This window comes from Pseudonocardia xishanensis (genome assembly GCF_039541715.1).
In the GTDB taxonomy this organism is placed as follows: domain Bacteria; phylum Actinomycetota; class Actinomycetes; order Mycobacteriales; family Pseudonocardiaceae; genus Pseudonocardia; species Pseudonocardia xishanensis.
Window position 1 is genome coordinate 43696 of the sequence record NZ_BAABGT010000013.1, and the last position, 15940, is coordinate 59635.

Genomic DNA, 15940 nt, shown 5'->3' on the forward strand with positions numbered 1-15940 from the left:
TCTCGATGAGCAGATGCCCAGTGCACATCACCTACCCCTCGCTCGAGGGCGCGGAGAACCCCTACCCGCAGTACGAGTGGCTCCGGGCGGAGTCGCCCGTGTACCGGATCCCGGGCACCGACGACTACCTGGTGTCCCGGTTCGAGGACGTCGTGGCCGTCTCGAAGGACTACGAGATCTTCTCCAGCGTCGGCAGCCGGACGCTCTACAACCCCTTCCCCGAGACGGGCGACGGACGGGAGACGCAGAGCCTGATCGAGGCCGACCCCCCGGACCACCGTGTGAAGCGCGACTTCTGTCGCAACGCCTTCAAACCGCGGGCGTTGCAGGCGCGGGCCGGCATGATCGAGGACAGCTGCCACTCGCTCGTCGACGGCATCGCCGGGCGGGACCGGATCGACTTCGTGGCGGACTTCGCCGAGCCGCTCCCGCTGCTGGTGCTGACCGACATGATGGGCTTCTCGCGGGACGACCTGTCCTGGCTCGACGGCTGGTCGCGAGTCGACAACGGCGGGTTGAGCTTCCTGCCGCCCGAGGTGCAGCAGCAGCAGCGGACCAGCGCCCAGGGGGCGACCGAGAACCTCACCGCGACGATCCTGCGGCTCGCCGCGGAGCCGGGCGACGACGAGCTCAGCTTCATGATCCGCCAGCAGGTCGACCGCGACGGTGCGCTGGACCTGGACTACGTGCGGGACAACGCGGTGACGGTGATCCGCGGAGGCGTCATCACGACCGCTCACCTCATCTCGATGGCGATGCTGAAGCTCCTGGAGGATCCGTCGCGGCTGGCGGCGGTCCGGCAGGATCACTCGCTGATCCCGGCGGTCGTCGAGGAGACGCTGCGCATGGAGTCCCCGGTGCAGTGGGCTCCGCGGCGCGTCACGAAGGACACCGTCGTCGGCGGCGTCGCGATTCCCCAGGGTTCCCGGGTGCTGATCATGCTGGGCGCGGCGAACCGGGACGGCGACGCGTTCCGGGAGCCGGACCGGTTCGACCCGACACGGGAGAAGGTGGCGGGCCAGATCGCCTTCGGGGTCGGGCCGCACTTCTGCCTGGGCGCCCCGCTCGCCCGGCTCGAGGCCCGGATCGCCTTCGAGACCTTCCTGTCCCGGGTGCCGTCCGTGTCGCTGGTCCCCGGCCAGGACCTCACCCACGCGCCCAGCGCCCAGTTCCGCGGGCTCACCGAGCTCCTGGTCGAGATCTCCACCGAGGTGGCTCGTGCCTGAGCCGGTGCGGCCCGTGCCACGGACGCTGGCCGGGCAGGTCGCCGTCGTCACCGGCGCCGGGCAGGGGATCGGCCGGGCAGAGGCGCTGGCCCTGGCGGAGCGCGGAGCGGCGGTCGTGGTCAACGACCTCCTCGAGGACCGTGCCGGGGCGGTGGTGGACGAGATCCGGCGGGCGGGCGGCGCGGCTTGCGCCAACACCAGCAGCGTCACGAGCGCGGAGGGCGGGGCCGAGCTGACCCGGCTCGCGCTCGAACGGTTCGGCGGCCTCCACGTCGTGGTGAACAATGCCGGTTTCCTCCGGCCCGGCCCGTTCGAGGAGCTCGGCGCCGACGACATCGACGCCGTGCTCGACGTCCATCTCCGCGCGGCGTTCCACGTCACCCAGCCGGCGTGGCGGGTGATGAAGGAGCAGCGCTACGGCCGCATCGTCATGACCGGGTCGAGCGCCGGGATGTTCTCGCAGGCCGCGAACAGCAACTACTGCGCGGCGAAGGCGGGTGTCTTCGGCCTGGCCCGCGCACTGGCGACCGAGGGGGAGGAGCACGGGATCGCGGTCAACGTGGTGCTTCCGTTCGCGGCGACGACCATCAGCGTGCACAACCCGATCCCGGGCAACCAGGAGGCGCGGGAGCGCCGCGGTGCCGCGTACCGGGGGGAGATCCTGCGCCGCCGCGATCCCGATCTCGTCGCGCCGCTGGTCGCCCACCTGGTGAGCCCGGGCTGCCGGGACAGCGGGGACGTGTTCTCGGTCTGCGGCGGCCGGTACGCGCGGGTGTTCGTCGCGCTCGGCCCCGGCTGGATCTCGCCCGAACCGGCCGGGATCACCGCCGAGGACCTCGAAGCCCACTGGGAGCTCGTTCGCTCGACGTCGACCGTCTCGGAGCCCCGTACGCTCTTCGACGAGGTCGCCGACGTCGTCGCGGCGCTCGACGAGCTCGTCCCGACGGCCGCGAATTCCGGGGGGGTGACGAGCTGATGGAACGTCTCAAGGGACGACGTGCCCTGGTGACCGGGGCGAGCCGCGGGATCGGCGCCGCCGTGGCCCACCGGCTGGCGGACGCGGGTGCGACGGTCGTCGTCGCCGCCCGGTCCGTGGACGGGTACTCCGGCCCTGGACTGCCGGTCGCGGCCGACCTGTCCACGGCGACGGGGCCGCGGCTGCTCGCGGAGCAGGTCCTCGACCGTCTCGGCGGCATCGACGTCCTGGTCGACAACGCGGCGTCGCAGACGCGGGTCCCCGGCGGCGTCCTGGAGATGACGGACGCGGACTGGCTCGCCGACCTGAACGGGACCCTCCTCTCCGCGGTCCGTCTCGACCGGCTGCTCCTCCCGGCGATGATCGCCTCCGGGGGCGGAGCGATCGTGCACATCGGCTCGGGCGCAGCCAAGCTCCCGCAACCCAGTGCGCTCGCCTACGCTGCCGCGAAGGCGGCGCTGGCGACCTACAGCAAGGGATTGGCACGCGAGGTCGCCGCCCACGACGTCACGGTCAACCTCGTGTCCCCCGGGATCATCGAGACGACCGGCCTCGCCGCCCGGCTGCGCGAGATGGCGGCGGAGTCGGGTTGCGGTATCGAGGAGGCGCGCCGGGAGTTCGTCGCCGGCTTCGACGTCCCGCTCGGGCGTCCGGGCCTTCCGGGCGAGGTGGCAGCCCTCGTGGAGTTCCTGGCCTCGGACGACGCGCGCTACATCACCGGCACCCAGTACGTCGTCGACGGAGGGCTGATGCCCACGGTCCAGTGACCGCGTCGACCGGCCGCACCCGGCCACCCCGATCCCTGTCAGCAGTGTGGCTCACGGACGAGAAAGGGTTGTGATGACCAGTACCCGCGCAATGGTCTCCGCGGATCACGACGAGGAGGTCGTCGCCTCGCTGCGACGGTCGATCCGCCACTCGGAGGCCGAGTACGTCGTCCCCTACTCGGTACCGACCGTCCTGGAGACGGTCTCGGATCCGGCGGACCTCGTCTGGTCGGACAGCCTCGCCTGGGTCGTGCCACGGATCGACGACGACGGCAGACTGCGGATCACGGTGGCCACCGACGTCGAGGCGGTGACCCGTCACTACGAGTGGGTGGGCCGGCAGGGCGAACGCGACCGGTACGAGTGCAACGCGCGGCTGTCCACGGACTGGTGGGTGCTCTGGGACGCCGCGTGGTTCGGCGTGTCCCCGATCTCCGGTGAGCGCGTCGAGAGCGAGGCGTTCTCGTTCCACTTCACCGACGGCGGTGGCATCTCCAGCGAGATGACGTCCATCCGCATGCAGGGGCCGCCGAACCAGACGCCGGCGCAGCGCAACGAGCTGCTCCGCGCCTACTTCGACACGGTGCGGAGAGGATCCGTGGCCGAGGTCGTCGACCTGTTCAGCAGGGACGCGTACGCCGGATCGGCCGTCCGCGACTACTTCGGCGGGGCGAAGCCGGATCTGGCCCACCTGGCCACCCTCGACGAGCTGCGCGCCCACTACGCCGGGTTCTTCGCCGCCGCGGGTGTCGAGGACGTCGCCGTCACGAACTCCTACATCCGGGACTGGTACCTGTTCGCGGAAGCCCGGTGGCACCTGCGCGCCGCGAACGGTGACGCCCTCCGGGCGACCACGGCAGAGGTGTTCCTGCTGGCCCCGGACGGCCTGATCTCCGGCCGGTTGGGCTACGGGACCCCGCTCGTCCCGCGGTAGCCGGCGCACGCCGTCCGGCCCGGCGGTGCGAACAACTGCACCGAGCGTGCGGACCGGAGCGCCGCGCCCATCCAGGAGACCTCCGTGCCGGCGGGCCGTCGAACACCGTGCGCCGTCCTCCCCGTGCATCGTCATCCGCCGAGCCCGGCCAGTCCGCCGGGAGCAGCGCCGAACAGCTTGGGCACTGCCTCGACGAGCTCGGCCGGCTCGAGCGCGGCACCGTCGCGGGAGCGGTACCGCGGGCCGGCGGACCAGCCGTCCATCCGGATGACCTCGTTGCCCTCGACCCGGAGGACCTGGCCGGTCAGCCAACCCGCTGCGGGCGAGGCGAGGTAGACCACGAGCCCCGACGCGTTCTCCGGGGCGAGGTCGTCGAAACCGCCGTCGGCGGGCGCCGTGCCCATGAGCTGCTCGGTCATCCGGGTGCGGGCCAGGGGAGAGACGGCGTTGGCGGTCACGTGGTACCGGCCGGCCTCCAACGCCAGGCTCAGGGTGAAGCCGATGATCGCGGCCTTGGCGGCGGCGTAGGCGGTCTGCCCGAGGTTGCCCGCCATCCCGGCGCCGGAGGTGGTGTTGATGACCCGGCCGGTGACGTCGCCACCCGCCTTGACCAGGCTCCGCCAGTACGCGCAGGCGTGATGCGCCATCGCGTAGGTCCCCTTGACGTGTACGCCGAGCGTCAGGTCGAGATCCTCCTCGGTGGCCGAGGCCAGCATCCGATCCCTGGTCACGCCCGCGTTGTTGACGAGGATGTCGAGGCGCCCGAGCTCGGCGACCGCATGGTCGACGATCGCCGCGCAGGCCCGCCAGTCGGTGACGGACGAGGTGTCCGCGACCGCCTTGCCGCCGGCGGCGACGATCTCCGCCACGACCTGGGCCGCGGCCGATGTTCCGCCGGTGCCGTTCTCGGTCCGCGTGACCGCGTCGTTGACCACGTCGTTGACCACGACCGCTGCACCGGCCGCGGCCAGCGCGAGCGCGTGGGCGCGGCCGAGGCCGCGCCCGGCCCCGGTCACGATGGCCACCCGGCCGTCAAGCAGTCCCATTCGTGCCTCCTCCTCCGGAGTGGATGTCCTCGCGACCGGCACCGCCGGGAAGCTCGACGACGGCCTTGCCGGCCAGGGCCCCCCGCTCCAGCTCGATCAGCGCCTGGGGCAGCTTCTCGAAGGGGAACCGGGCTCCGACGTGGGGCCGGATCGTGCCGGCCTCGACCATCGCCCCGAGCTCGCGCGCGGTGTCGGCCATCGAGGCGGCCGGGCGCCGCAGCGGGCCGTTCCAGGCCACCCCCACCAGCGAGGTGTTGGTCAGCAGCAACCGGTTCGTGCCGATCGTGGGGACGGATCCCGCGGCGAAGCCGAGGACGAGCAGGCGGCCCTCGGGTGCGAGACAGCGCAGCGCCTCTGCGGACACGGTGGCCCCCAACGGGTCCACGACCAGGTCGACCCCCTCGGGGGCCTTGGACCGCACCTCGCCGCTGAATCCCTGGTCGAGGACGACGACGTCGTCGGCGCCGGCGGAGGCGGCCACCGGGATCTGGTCGGTGGTGGCCACGCCCGCCAGGACCCGCGCACCCGACGCGCGCGCGACCTGGACCGCGGCGTTCCCGATGCCGCCGGCCGCGCCGAGCACCAGGACCAGCTCACCCGGCACGAGCCGGCCCCGGGCGTGCAGGGCGAAGTGCGCCGTCTGGAAGTTGACGACCAGGGCGACGGCCGAGCCGAAGTCCGCCCCGGCGGGGACCGCGACGACGCGCTCCGCCGGGACGCTCACCAGCTCGGCGTAGGCGCCGCCGTCGACGTACCCGCAGACCGCGTCACCGGGAACCCAGCCGGTCGCCGGGTCCGCCGAGACGACGACGCCGGCCACCTCCCGGCCGGGGATGGCCGGGAGGGTCGGGAGCTCCTGCAACCGTCCCCGGGTCGTGAGCAGGTCCGGGTAGTTGACACCGATCGCCCGCGCCTCGACCACGATCCCGCCCGGTCGGGCCGCAGGCGCCTCGACGGCCACCGGACGCAGTGCCCGGGGGCCGCCGAAGGAGTCGAGTCGATAGGCGCGCATCAACCGGCGGCGAAGAACGGATCGGTGCTCTTCTCTCCGAGGATGAACGGCAGGATGTCGTGGTAGGTGCCGTCGTATGCCGGCTGGACCGCCCCGTTCCTGACGCTCGAGAACCCCATGTACGGGGCGAAGAGACGGGGGAAGCCCGGCACCCGCGACTGCGTGGTGAGGTTCAACGGCGGGCCGGTCTCGTCGCTGTCCGCGGTCGCTGTGGCGGTCAGCGCCTGCTGCACGCTCGCCCCGGTCACGTTCTGGCCCTGGGCGACCATGCCCCGGACCGTGTTCGTCAGCACGGACATGGCGACCCACATGGGTTGGGCCGTCGTGGGGGAGTGCTTCCGCTTGTCGACGGTCGAGTAGACCTCCACCGCGTCCCGGAACTCCTTCCACTGGGGACCCGCCACATTGGTCACCAGTCCGGTGATCACCGTGCCCTCCCAGGTCTGCGGGTTCTGCGAGGCGAGCTCCGTCGTCAGGTTGGCGTTGCTGATGATCCGCTTGAAGGTCACGCCTGCCTGCGGCAGGGCGGCGCCCAGCTGGGCGACGAAGGTGTCCGACGTGGCGCCGATGATCAGGCAGTCGGCGCCCTTCAGCTGCGCGACGACGGGGCCGACGTCGCTGATGTTCGACGGGTAGGTGACCAGCGTCGTGGCGATCCCCTGTTTGGCCAGGGCGTCCTGCTGCGGCTTCGCGCGAGCGACGAGCGCCTCGTTGGCCACCAGGGCGGCCGACCGGCAGCCCTCCTTCACCGCGGCGGCGACCTGGCCCATGCCCTGCTGGATCGAACCGACCGTCACGGGGAACGAGTTGGCGTTGGTGAACGCATCGGGAGTCTGCGCGACCCCGGCGACCCACGGGGTCTTCGCGTCGGACAGGACCTGGAGGAACGCCGGGCTCTCGATCGCCCAGCCGACCGCGGCCACGGCCTTGTCCTGGACGGCCTGCCGGGCGCATGCCGCGGTCTGGGTCGGCGAGGCCTGGTTGTCGCAGGTCGTGATCTGCAGCGGGCGGCCGCCGATCCCGCCCGCGGCGTTGACCGCCTTCGCGTAGGCCTGGACGACGTCGATGTACTGAGGCAGCGACACCAGCTGCGCGTCCACCGGAGCCGTCGCCATGACGACGATCGGCTCTCCGGTGGGCGCGCCGGGAGTGGCTGCCGGGGTGTTCGATGCGCCGCAGGCCGCGAGGGCCAGCGCAGCGACGAGGGCGGTCGCGGCGAAGCGGGCAGCTCTCCACCGCACGAGTGGCGTTCGGCCGTCGTGGGCGGGGGCACTTCCTGGAATGGCGCGTGTCGGGATGGTCAACGACTGCTCCTCTCTGAGCAGGCACCGGAGACCGCCGGAGCGGACGGTCTCGCCGGGTGGCGGCGTCACGTTGACATAGATTACCAAGTGCGGCAAGTTATCTTGCTGCTGATGCACAAGGGCAACCTCGTTAACCTATTGCACTCTGTGGGGCGGCATGGTTGGGTCGGGCATCGTGAGCTGGCTCGCACAGTGGGGAGCAGTCGATGCGAACGTCGCAGAGCGCACTCGTCGTCATGGACTATCAGGAGGCGATCGCCGCGGGCTGTCCGTCGACGCCCGCCGCCCTGAAGAAGACCGTCGACGCCATCACCCGGGCGCGGGCGGCGCAGGTGCCGGTGATCCTCTGCCGGGTGGTACTCCGCGCGGGCGGCGTCGGGGTCGGCGCGGGGAACGCCATGCTCTCGGCCGTGGCCCGGAGCGGCGCGTTCGCGCCGGGCGCGCCGACGGCCGAGTTCTGCGCCGGCATCGGCACGGACGAGGCGATCGTCGTGGACAAGCGGCGGATCAGCGCGTTCGCGGGCAGTGACCTCGACGGGGTACTCCGCTCCCTGGAGGTCGACACCGTGGTCCTCGCGGGTCTCTACACGAGTGGGGTCGTGCTCTCCACGCTCAGGGAGGCGGCGGACAAGGATCTCGGCGCCGTGATCCTGTCGGACGCGTGCGCCGACCCGGACCCGGACCTGCACGACACCCTGATGGCGACGGTGTTCCCGACGCAGGCGGTCGTCCAGGACGTCGACAGCTGGGCAGTGGCCCTCGACGGAAGCCGGTGACCGCGATGCCGATGGCGCCCACCCAGGCGGAGATCGACCGCTGGGTCGCCGAGAAGGTCTGGCGGACGGACAGCCTGCTGCACGCGCTCGACGCGCACGCCGCGGCGGACGGCGACCGCCTCGCGGTGGCCGACCAGCACCGCCGGCTCTCCTACCGCGAGTTCGCCGACCGGACCGCGGCACTCGCGGCATGGCTCGTCGGGCTGGAGCTGCCCGCGGGCTCGGTCGTCGCGGTGCAGTCACCCAGCAACGCGCACATCCCGCTGATGCACTTCGCCTGCAACCGCGCGGACCTGACCTTCCTGCCGCTTTCCGACGCCTGGCGCGAGCGCGAGATCGGGCACCTGCTGCGCCGGTCGGAGGCCAGGGTCGTCGTCATCCCGCCGGACCGGGACGACGTCGGCTACTCAGGCATGATCGCCGGGATGCGGGCCGAACTCCCCGATGTCGACGTCGTCGCCTCGTTCGGGTCCGGCGCCGCGGTGGACCTCGACGAGGTCATGCTCCGGCCCGAGCGTCATTGGGGCACCGGGCTCGCCAGCCAGTCGCTCCCGCGCATGTGCATGGTCACGTCGGGGACCTCGGGTTTCCCCAAGATCTCGCTCTACAGCGACGACAACCTCTGGTTCTTCCTCTCCGCCTACCGGCAGACCCTGGGGGCCGACGGGCCCGAGGTGTTCGCAGGCATCGCGCCGGCGAACACCGGGTCGACCGGCTACATCTTCCCCGTGCTCACCCCTCTGCTGTTCGGGTCGAGCTGTGTGATGCTGGAGCACTGGAACCCAGTCGCCGCACTGGAGCTGCTGGCGGACGAGGCCGTGGCGGTCGCCGTCGCGGTGCCCACTCAGCTGATCAAGATGCTCGACATCGCGAAGCGGCGCCGCGTGGACCTTCCCGCCCTGCGGGTGCTGTCCAACGCGGGTGCTCCCATGCCACCCGAGGTCGCCGCGGAGATCGACTCGGCTCTCGGCTGCGCCGTCCTTCCGATGTACGGCGCCACCGACGGCGGCGTCCCCACGATGACCACCGTCGCCGATCCGCCGGAGAAGCGGTACCGCTCGGTCGGCAGGCCCCTGCCCCACACCGAGCTCCGGATCGGAGACGGTGACGAGTCGCAGGTGGGGGAGATCCGCTGGCGCAACCCCATCAAGACGTACGGCTACCTCAACGACGACGAGCAGACCTCGGCGGCCTTCACCTCCGCCGGGCTCTACCGGTCCGGCGACCTGGGCAGGGTGGACGAGGACGGGTATCTGCACATCGTCGGGCGGGCCAAGGACCTGATCATCCGGGGCGGGCAGAACATCAGTCCCCGCGAGATCGAGGACGTCGTGGTCGAGATGGCGGAGGTCCTGGAGGCTGCGGCGCTCGGTGTGCCGGACGCGATCTACGGCGAGCGCGTATGCCTGTGCGTCGTCCCGACAGCGGAGGGCCCCACCTTGGAGCAGGTCGCCGCGCACCTTCGTGCGCGCGGCCTCGCGGAGTTCATGGTGCCCGAGCGATTCGAGGTGTTCGACGAGTTCCCGAGCAACTCGGGGGGCAAGGTCAGCAAGGCGGATCTGAGGGCGCTCGTCCTCGCCCGGGCGGCGAACCGCCCCGAGGGGGCCGTGCGATGACGTTCGAGGAGACCTACGCGAGCCTGAACCCGTCGTTCGTGGACGACGGCGTGCTCGAGCTGCTCTTCGACGGCCCGAACCTGAACGCGGTGACGGCGGAGATGCACGCGGACCTCGGCCACGTCTGGCGGGACATCGAGCGGGCGCCCGCGGTCCGCAGCGTGGTCCTGCGCGGCGCCGGTGGCAACTTCTCGGCGGGTGGCAGCTTCGACGTCGTCGAGCAGGCGATCGAGGACCCGGTGTTCCGTACGCAGCTCCTCCGCGAGACCCGGGACATCGTGTTCGCGATGATCGAGAGCACCAAGCCGGTCGTGTCGGGCATCCGGGGCGCCGCGGTCGGCGCCGGCCTGGTGGTGGGCCTACTCGCCGACATCTCGGTGGCCGCTCGCACGGCCCGGCTCGTCGACGGGCACACGCGGCTCGGCATCGCCGCGGGGGACCACTCGGTGATCTCCTGGCCCCTCCTCTGCGGCATGGCCAAGGCCAAGTACCTGCTGCTCACCTGTGAACCCGTGACCGGCGAGGAGGCCGAGCGGATCGGTCTGGTCTCGTTGTGCGTGGAGGACGAGGAGGTCGACGCGCGTGCGCTGGCGATCGCCCGGCGGCTGCGGCACGGGGCGCAGGACGCGATCCGCTTCACCAAGCAGGCGCTCAACCACTGGTACCGGGCGAACTCCGCGGCCTTCGACTTCTCCGCCACGGCGGAGATGTACGGGCTCGGCACCGCGGACGTCCGGGAAGGGGTGGCGTCGTTGCGGGAGAAGCGCGCGCCCCGGTTCGGGTGACGGGCCGTGCACGGGGTGCGCCGCTCGTCGTCAGGACGGAGTATTGTCTAACTTATGTCCCTAGGTGAATCCGAGCGCGTCCGCGTGCCGAAGGCAGCGGAACTCGTGGCGATGCGACTGCGCAAGAGCATCGTGGAGGGTGAGCTCAAGGAGGGGGACCTGTTGCCCACCGAGGCGATGCTCACCGAGCGCTACGGGATCAGCAGGCCGACGCTGCGTGAGGCGCTCCGGATCCTGGAGTCCGAGGCCCTGATCGAGGTCCGGCGCGGGAGTCGGGCCGGTGCCGTCGTGCGTCCGCCCAAGGGTGAGGTGGCGGCACGGTACGCGGGCTTCCTGCTCGAGTACCGGGGCGCCACCCTGTCCGACGTCTTCACCGCGGCGGCGTCGATCGAGAGCCAGTGCGTCTTCGCGCTGGCCACGACACGCACCGAGGCCGATCTCGAGGCGCTGCGCGCCGCCCTGGCGCGCGAGATGTCGGCGAGCTCGATGGAGGAGTCGCTCGCCGCGCAGAACGAGTTCCACCACCTCGTCATCCAACTCACCGGCAACGTCACGATGGTCGCGCTGGCCGAGATGGTCCGGCACGTCATCGACCGTGCCACGACGAAAGGGCTCGAGCGCGAGGGACGGTCGGAGCGCCAGTCGGAGGCCCGGCACAAGAGCGACCAGACCCATCGCAAGCTCCTGGCGCTGTTGGAGGCGTCGGACGCCGACTCGGCGAGCGAGCTGTGGGGGCGGCACGTCCGGGAGACCAGTCGGTACCTGGAGAAGATCCTGGACAGCCAGGCCGTGCTCGATCTCTTCGACTGATCCCGAGCAGGATCCCGTCCCGCCGGTTCCCATTGCCTGCTCGGATCTCGCCGCCTACTCTAGATAGTTAACTAGGTCAGCGAGCTGAAGGGCCGGTCCATGATCACGACCATCGGAACCTACCTGCCACCCTGGACCGGCCGAGCCGGTCGCCGAGCGGGATCTGACGAGGACGTCGTGACCCTGGCCGTCGCCGCGGGCCGGCGCGGCATCTCCGCTGCGGGCGATCCCGAGATCGAGCGGGTCGTCCTCGTCTCGCGCGATCTCCCACTGCTCGAAGGGGGCAACTCGGCGGCCCTGCTGGCAGGTCTGGGACTGCGCCGGAGCGTCCAGGCCGTCGAGCAGGTCGGCGGTGCGGCCGCGGTGCTCGACGCCATGCTCGCCGCGCCCGCGGCCACGCTCGTCATCGGGGCCGATGTGGGGGAGCGGGCAGGCGCCGCGGCGGCGGTGACCGGCACCGGCGGGCTCGGCCTGCGGTACGTCGGGAGGATCAATCGCTCGCTGCCCGTGCTGGCGCGTGACGCCGCGGGCGGGCTCCACGACTACGAGGACCCACGCCTGCTCCGTGAGCGTGGCGCCGTCGCGTCGCTCGAGGCACTCGGGCGCCCCAAGCTCGACGCCATCGCGGGGCTGGGACACCGCGAGGCCAGGGACCTGTGCACCGGTGCGCCGCCCGAGATCCCGACCGTCGGAGCGTCGTCCGTGCTCTTCGCCCTGGCCGCGACGACGCCCCGGCCCGGCGCCCTCCTCGCCGCCGTCGACCAGGCCAGCGTCACCGTCGTCGAGCTCGACGGAGGAGCGGCCGTCGTGGAACGGGACGAGCGGGCGGCGCAGCCGTCGCCGTCGACCACCCTCACCGAGGGCCCACCCATCCCCCTCTCGTTGAGTGCCTACGACCGGGCCTTCGAGGCGAAGCTCGGGTGGCGGGCGAGCACGGACGCGGACACCGGTGAGCTGCAGTTCCCCCCGCGGGCACACGACGCCGTGCGGGGCGACGAGGGCGACGTGATCCTCGTCGAGCTGCCTCGCCGCGGCGCGGTCTACACCTCGAGCACCATCGCCGTCCCGGTCCCGGGCAAGCGCACCCCGTACCAGCTGGTGATCGTCGAGCTCGACGGCGTCGGGATCCGGGCGCTCGCCGCGACCACGGGGACGGCCGGATCGGTGGCGATCGGGGCGCAGGGCGAGATGGTCTTCCGCCGGATCGAGGTCCGGTCCGGCATCCCCGACTACGGCTACGCCTTCCGACCGGACCTGGAGGTCACGGCATGAGACGCTGCGCGATCGTCGGCGCGGGCATGACCCGGTTCGCCGAGCACTTCGACAAGGGGATGAAGGACCTCCTGCCGGAGGCGCTCGACGAGTGCCTGCTCAGCGTCGACAAGGGCGCGACGAGGGCGGACATCCAGGCGGCCTGGTTCGGCCAGCTCCAGACGAGCGACGGCTTCCCCAGCGGGGTACTCGCCGACTCGTGCGGCCTGCTGGACATCCCCGTCACGCGCGTCGAGAACGCCTGTGCGACCGGCAACGACGCCCTGCGCAACGCCGTCTTCGCCGTCGGTTCGGGAGCGTTCGACGTCGTCCTGGTCATCGGGGCCGACAAGATCCGTGAGTCGTCGGCGCGCACCACCTTCTGGGAATGGGCGGGCATGACCCGCGACATGGCCTGGGACTATCCGCTGGGTCTCATCGCGCCGGCGAACTTCGCGCTCCACGTCCAGCGGTATCTGCACGAGAGCCCGGCCACCCGCGAGCACATGGCGATGATCGCGGTCAAGAACCACCGCCACGCGGTGCACAACCCGAAGGCGCAGCTCCGGTTCGAGATCACGGTGGACAAGGTGCTCGGCGCACCCCTCGTCGCCGATCCGTTCGGCCTGCTCGACTGCACCCCGCAGAGCGACGGCGCGGCCGCCCTGCTCGTCGTCGCCGAGGACCAGGCCGATCGGTTCACCGACACCCCGGTGTGGGTACGGGGGGTCGGGCTCGGGCTGGACCGGGTGATGCACCAGCACAAGCGCGACATGACCACGTTCCCGGCGACCGTCCGGGCGGCCCGTCAGGCCTATGCGATGGCGGGCATCACGCCGGACCGCATCGACGTCGCCGAGGTCCACGACTGCTTCACCGGCGTGGAGCTCATCTCCTACGAGGACCTCGGCCTCGCCGAGCGGTTCCAGGCCCACCGGCTGGTGGAGGACGGTGCCACGACCGTGGGCGGGCGGATCCCGGTGAACCCGAGCGGTGGCCTCAAGGCGAAGGGACACCCGCCGGGCGCCACCGGGGTCGCGCAATGCGTCGAGATCGTCGAGCAGCTTCGGGGCGAGGCCGCGACCCAGGTCGACGGGGCGCGGCTGGGCATCGCGCACAACATCGGTGGTCCCACCGCGGTCTCCGCCGTCTCGGTGCTCTCGACGGACCGCGGCTGACCCACGACGTCCGCCTGGCCGCCGTGACGCGGCGGCCAGGCGGACGGGGGAGCGGGCGAGCTCAGCGCGGCGCCCGGGGGAGCCCGAGGATCCGTTCGGCGAGGATGGTGCGCTGGATCTCGCTGGTACCGCCGAGGATCGTCTGGGCATGCCCGACCAGCATCCGCTTGACCAGCGGTTGCTCCTCCTCGAGCGCGGCCGGCCCGAGCGCGGCGCCGCCGAGGTCGGCGATGTCGCGGTAGGTCTCCGAGGTCAGCAGCTTCAGCACGGAGAAGGTCGCCCCGGAGGGATCCGTCTCCTCCTCGATGGCGCGCTCCCACGTGACCCGCATCAGCCAGACCCGGATCCAGGCCTTCACGATCTCGTCACGGAGCGAGTCGTCGAGCCGGCCGTGCTCCGCGGCGGCCGTCTCCAGCTCCGCGATGCTCTCGAACATGCCGACCGCGTTCGCGCCCAGCGAGAGCCGTTCGCGGCCGAGGGTCGCCTTGGCGACCTGCCAGCCGGCCCCGGGTGTCCCGACGACCTGGTCGGCGTGCAGGACGACATCGTCGAGGAACACCTCGTTGAACTTGCTCTCCCCGTCCATCTGTCGGAGCGGTCGGACCGTGATGCCCTGGTTGGCCATCGGGACGACGAAGACCGACAGCCCGCCCGGCCCGGGTCCGCCGGAGCGGGCGAGGAGAAGGCCGAGGTCCGCGCTGTCCGCGGCGCTCGTCCACACCTTCTGCCCGCGGATCCGCCAGCTCCCGTCCGGTTGCCGGATCGCCCGCGTGGTCACCGCCGCGAGGTCGGAGCCCGCACCGGGCTCGGAGAACAGCTGGCACCACAGGTCACGACCGTCCCGGATCCGGGGCAGGTGGAGATCCTGCTGGGTGCGCGATCCGAAGCCCATCAGCACCGGCCCGACCAGGTCGGGACCGACCATCGACAGCTGACGCGGCACCCCGGCCCGTGCGCACTCCTCGGCGAAGGCGGCCTGGTCGGCCACGGAGGCGTCGCTTCCGCCGTGCTCGCGCGGCCAGTGCAGGCAGGCGTAGCCGTGCTCGGCGAGCGTTCGCTGCCACCGCCGTCCGGCGGCCACGTCGCTGCTCGCCGGAGTCGGGCCGTAGTCGTGCAGACCCTCCGGTCTGGGCGTCGTCGCCAGGAACGACGCCACGTCGTCACGGAAGCTCACAATCCCACCAGCACCTTCCCGGACGCGCGCAGCGCCCGCCTGTGTTCCGCTGGCTGCCCCAGGAGCACCGCCGAGCTGCGCGACCGCTTGACGTGCAGGTGGGCGGAGTGTTCCCAGGTGAAGCCCGTCCCCCCGTGCAGCTGCACGTTCATCGAGGCACAGAAGGTGTAGGCCTCGGTGCAGACGGATCCGGCGACCAGCCGGGAGACCCCGCCGACGTCGTGCTCGTCGAGCTCGCGGACCGCCAGCCGCGCAGCCGACCGCGCGCTCTCGACGCGCACCAGCATGTTCGCGCAGTGGTGCTGCACGGCCTGGAACGAACCGATCGGGCGTCCGAACTGGACGCGCGTGCGAGCGTGTTCGACGGAACGTTCGAGGCAGGCGGCGGCGCCGCCGACCTCCTCGACGGCCAGCAGTGTCACACCGGCGCGATGCGCGGCGTCCACGGCCTCGTGACCACCGATGCGGGTGGCAGGGGCGTCGCGCAGTGTCACGTGGCCCACCCGGCGGGTCCGGTCGGAGGTCGTGACCGGCTCGACCGTCGCGATGTCCGCCCGCTCCACGGCGAAGAGCCCGACGGGCCCCGCGACCAGGAGCAGATCCGCGACCGGGGCGTCCAGCACGTAGTGCAGCCGCCCGCTCAGCCGCCAGGACGGGCCCGACGCAACCGCCTCGACCCCGCTCGGCGCGCCGTACCAGCTTCCCGATCCGGCGGCCGGTGGAGCGACCGTGGCGATCGTGTCGCCTGCCGCGATTCCGGGCAGCCAGCGCGTGCGGGCCTCGTCCGTCGCGGCCAGCAACGCCGCCGTGGCCATGGTCGCGGTGCCGAGGAACGGCACGCACGCCAGGGTGCGACCGAGCTCCTCGTGGACGATGGACTGCTCGGTCCAGCCGACGCCGGAGCCGCCGAGCTCCTCGGGCACGGCCAGCCCCTGGAGCCCGATCTCCGCCATGGCCGCCCAGAGCGTGCGATCGAACCCGTCGGCCTCCATGTGCTCACGGACGAGCTGCTCCGTCGCGAGAGTCGCGAGCATCGACCGGGTGACGTCCCGTAGCGCGGCACGCTCGAGGGTGTCGGTCACGGC

At 72.0% G+C, this 15940-nt stretch carries 15 protein-coding genes; 10 read left to right on the top strand and 5 right to left on the bottom strand.

The genetic code is table 11. The features are described 5' to 3' along the window. Window positions 1-5: 5 nt before the first annotated feature. The 4 genes from ABD993_RS04330 to ABD993_RS04345 all read left to right on the top strand — a co-directional run bounded on the left by ABD993_RS04330 (window position 6) and on the right by ABD993_RS04345 (window position 3903). Complete coding sequence (locus tag ABD993_RS04330; RefSeq protein ID WP_345412921.1) at window positions 6-1226, top strand: cytochrome P450; 1221 nt, start codon at window positions 6-8, stop codon at window positions 1224-1226. Next, window positions 1219-2202 (top strand): SDR family NAD(P)-dependent oxidoreductase, encoded by a 984-nt coding sequence (locus ABD993_RS04335; protein WP_345412923.1) that lies wholly within the window; start codon window positions 1219-1221, stop codon window positions 2200-2202. Before ABD993_RS04330 ends, ABD993_RS04335 begins: the two co-directional genes overlap by 8 nt. After that, on the top strand, window positions 2202-2969 hold the full coding sequence (locus ABD993_RS04340; protein WP_345412925.1) for an oxidoreductase: 768 nt from the start codon (window positions 2202-2204) through the stop codon (window positions 2967-2969). The genes ABD993_RS04335 and ABD993_RS04340 overlap by 1 nt, the downstream gene beginning before the upstream one ends. Window positions 2970-3042: 73 nt before the next feature. Beyond that, a complete protein-coding gene (locus tag ABD993_RS04345; protein WP_345412927.1) occupies window positions 3043-3903 on the top strand; it encodes a hypothetical protein in 861 nt (286 codons plus the stop codon). A 131-nt stretch (window positions 3904-4034) separates the two neighbouring features. Here ABD993_RS04345 and ABD993_RS04350 read toward each other — a convergent pair whose 3' ends face one another. The 3 genes from ABD993_RS04350 to ABD993_RS04360 are packed head-to-tail and all read right to left on the bottom strand — an operon-like array spanning window position 4035 to window position 7265. Beyond that, window positions 4035-4949: an SDR family NAD(P)-dependent oxidoreductase gene (locus ABD993_RS04350; protein ID WP_345412929.1), complete on the bottom strand. Its 915-nt coding sequence runs from the start codon at window positions 4947-4949 to the stop codon at window positions 4035-4037. Continuing rightward, entirely contained in the window at window positions 4936-5961 is a 1026-nt protein-coding gene (locus tag ABD993_RS04355; RefSeq protein WP_345412931.1) for an NADPH:quinone oxidoreductase family protein, read from the bottom strand. Before ABD993_RS04355 ends, ABD993_RS04350 begins: the two co-directional genes overlap by 14 nt. After that, window positions 5961-7265, bottom strand: coding sequence for an ABC transporter substrate-binding protein (locus ABD993_RS04360; RefSeq protein WP_345412934.1), 1305 nt, complete (start codon window positions 7263-7265; stop codon window positions 5961-5963). The genes ABD993_RS04355 and ABD993_RS04360 overlap by 1 nt, the downstream gene beginning before the upstream one ends. A gap of 206 nt (window positions 7266-7471) precedes the next feature. Here ABD993_RS04360 and ABD993_RS04365 point away from each other — a divergent pair, with 206 nt between their 5' ends. From ABD993_RS04365 to ABD993_RS04390, 6 genes are all read left to right on the top strand, one after another. Continuing rightward, window positions 7472-8041, top strand: coding sequence for a cysteine hydrolase family protein (locus ABD993_RS04365; RefSeq protein ID WP_345412935.1), 570 nt, complete (start codon window positions 7472-7474; stop codon window positions 8039-8041). A 5-nt stretch (window positions 8042-8046) separates the two neighbouring features. Then, on the top strand, window positions 8047-9657 hold the full coding sequence (locus ABD993_RS04370) for a class I adenylate-forming enzyme family protein (RefSeq protein ID WP_345412965.1): 1611 nt from the start codon (window positions 8047-8049) through the stop codon (window positions 9655-9657). Then, complete coding sequence (locus tag ABD993_RS04375) at window positions 9654-10442, top strand: enoyl-CoA hydratase/isomerase family protein (RefSeq protein WP_345412937.1); 789 nt, start codon at window positions 9654-9656, stop codon at window positions 10440-10442. Before ABD993_RS04370 ends, ABD993_RS04375 begins: the two co-directional genes overlap by 4 nt. An 84-nt stretch (window positions 10443-10526) precedes the next feature. After that, complete coding sequence (locus tag ABD993_RS04380; RefSeq protein WP_345412939.1) at window positions 10527-11252, top strand: FadR/GntR family transcriptional regulator; 726 nt, start codon at window positions 10527-10529, stop codon at window positions 11250-11252. A 177-nt stretch (window positions 11253-11429) separates the two neighbouring features. Then, window positions 11430-12524 (top strand): Zn-ribbon domain-containing OB-fold protein, encoded by a 1095-nt coding sequence (locus ABD993_RS04385; RefSeq protein ID WP_345412940.1) that lies wholly within the window; start codon window positions 11430-11432, stop codon window positions 12522-12524. Then, window positions 12521-13681: a thiolase C-terminal domain-containing protein gene (locus ABD993_RS04390; protein WP_345412942.1), complete on the top strand. Its 1161-nt coding sequence runs from the start codon at window positions 12521-12523 to the stop codon at window positions 13679-13681. The genes ABD993_RS04385 and ABD993_RS04390 overlap by 4 nt, the downstream gene beginning before the upstream one ends. A gap of 61 nt (window positions 13682-13742) precedes the next feature. On the opposite strand, the gene ABD993_RS04395 is transcribed toward ABD993_RS04390, so the two are convergent. Beyond that, a complete protein-coding gene (locus tag ABD993_RS04395; RefSeq protein ID WP_345412944.1) occupies window positions 13743-14855 on the bottom strand; it encodes an acyl-CoA dehydrogenase family protein in 1113 nt (370 codons plus the stop codon). Beyond that, window positions 14852-15937: an acyl-CoA dehydrogenase family protein gene (locus ABD993_RS04400; protein WP_345412946.1), complete on the bottom strand. Its 1086-nt coding sequence runs from the start codon at window positions 15935-15937 to the stop codon at window positions 14852-14854. Before ABD993_RS04400 ends, ABD993_RS04395 begins: the two co-directional genes overlap by 4 nt. Between the last annotated feature and the right edge of the window lie 3 nt (window positions 15938-15940).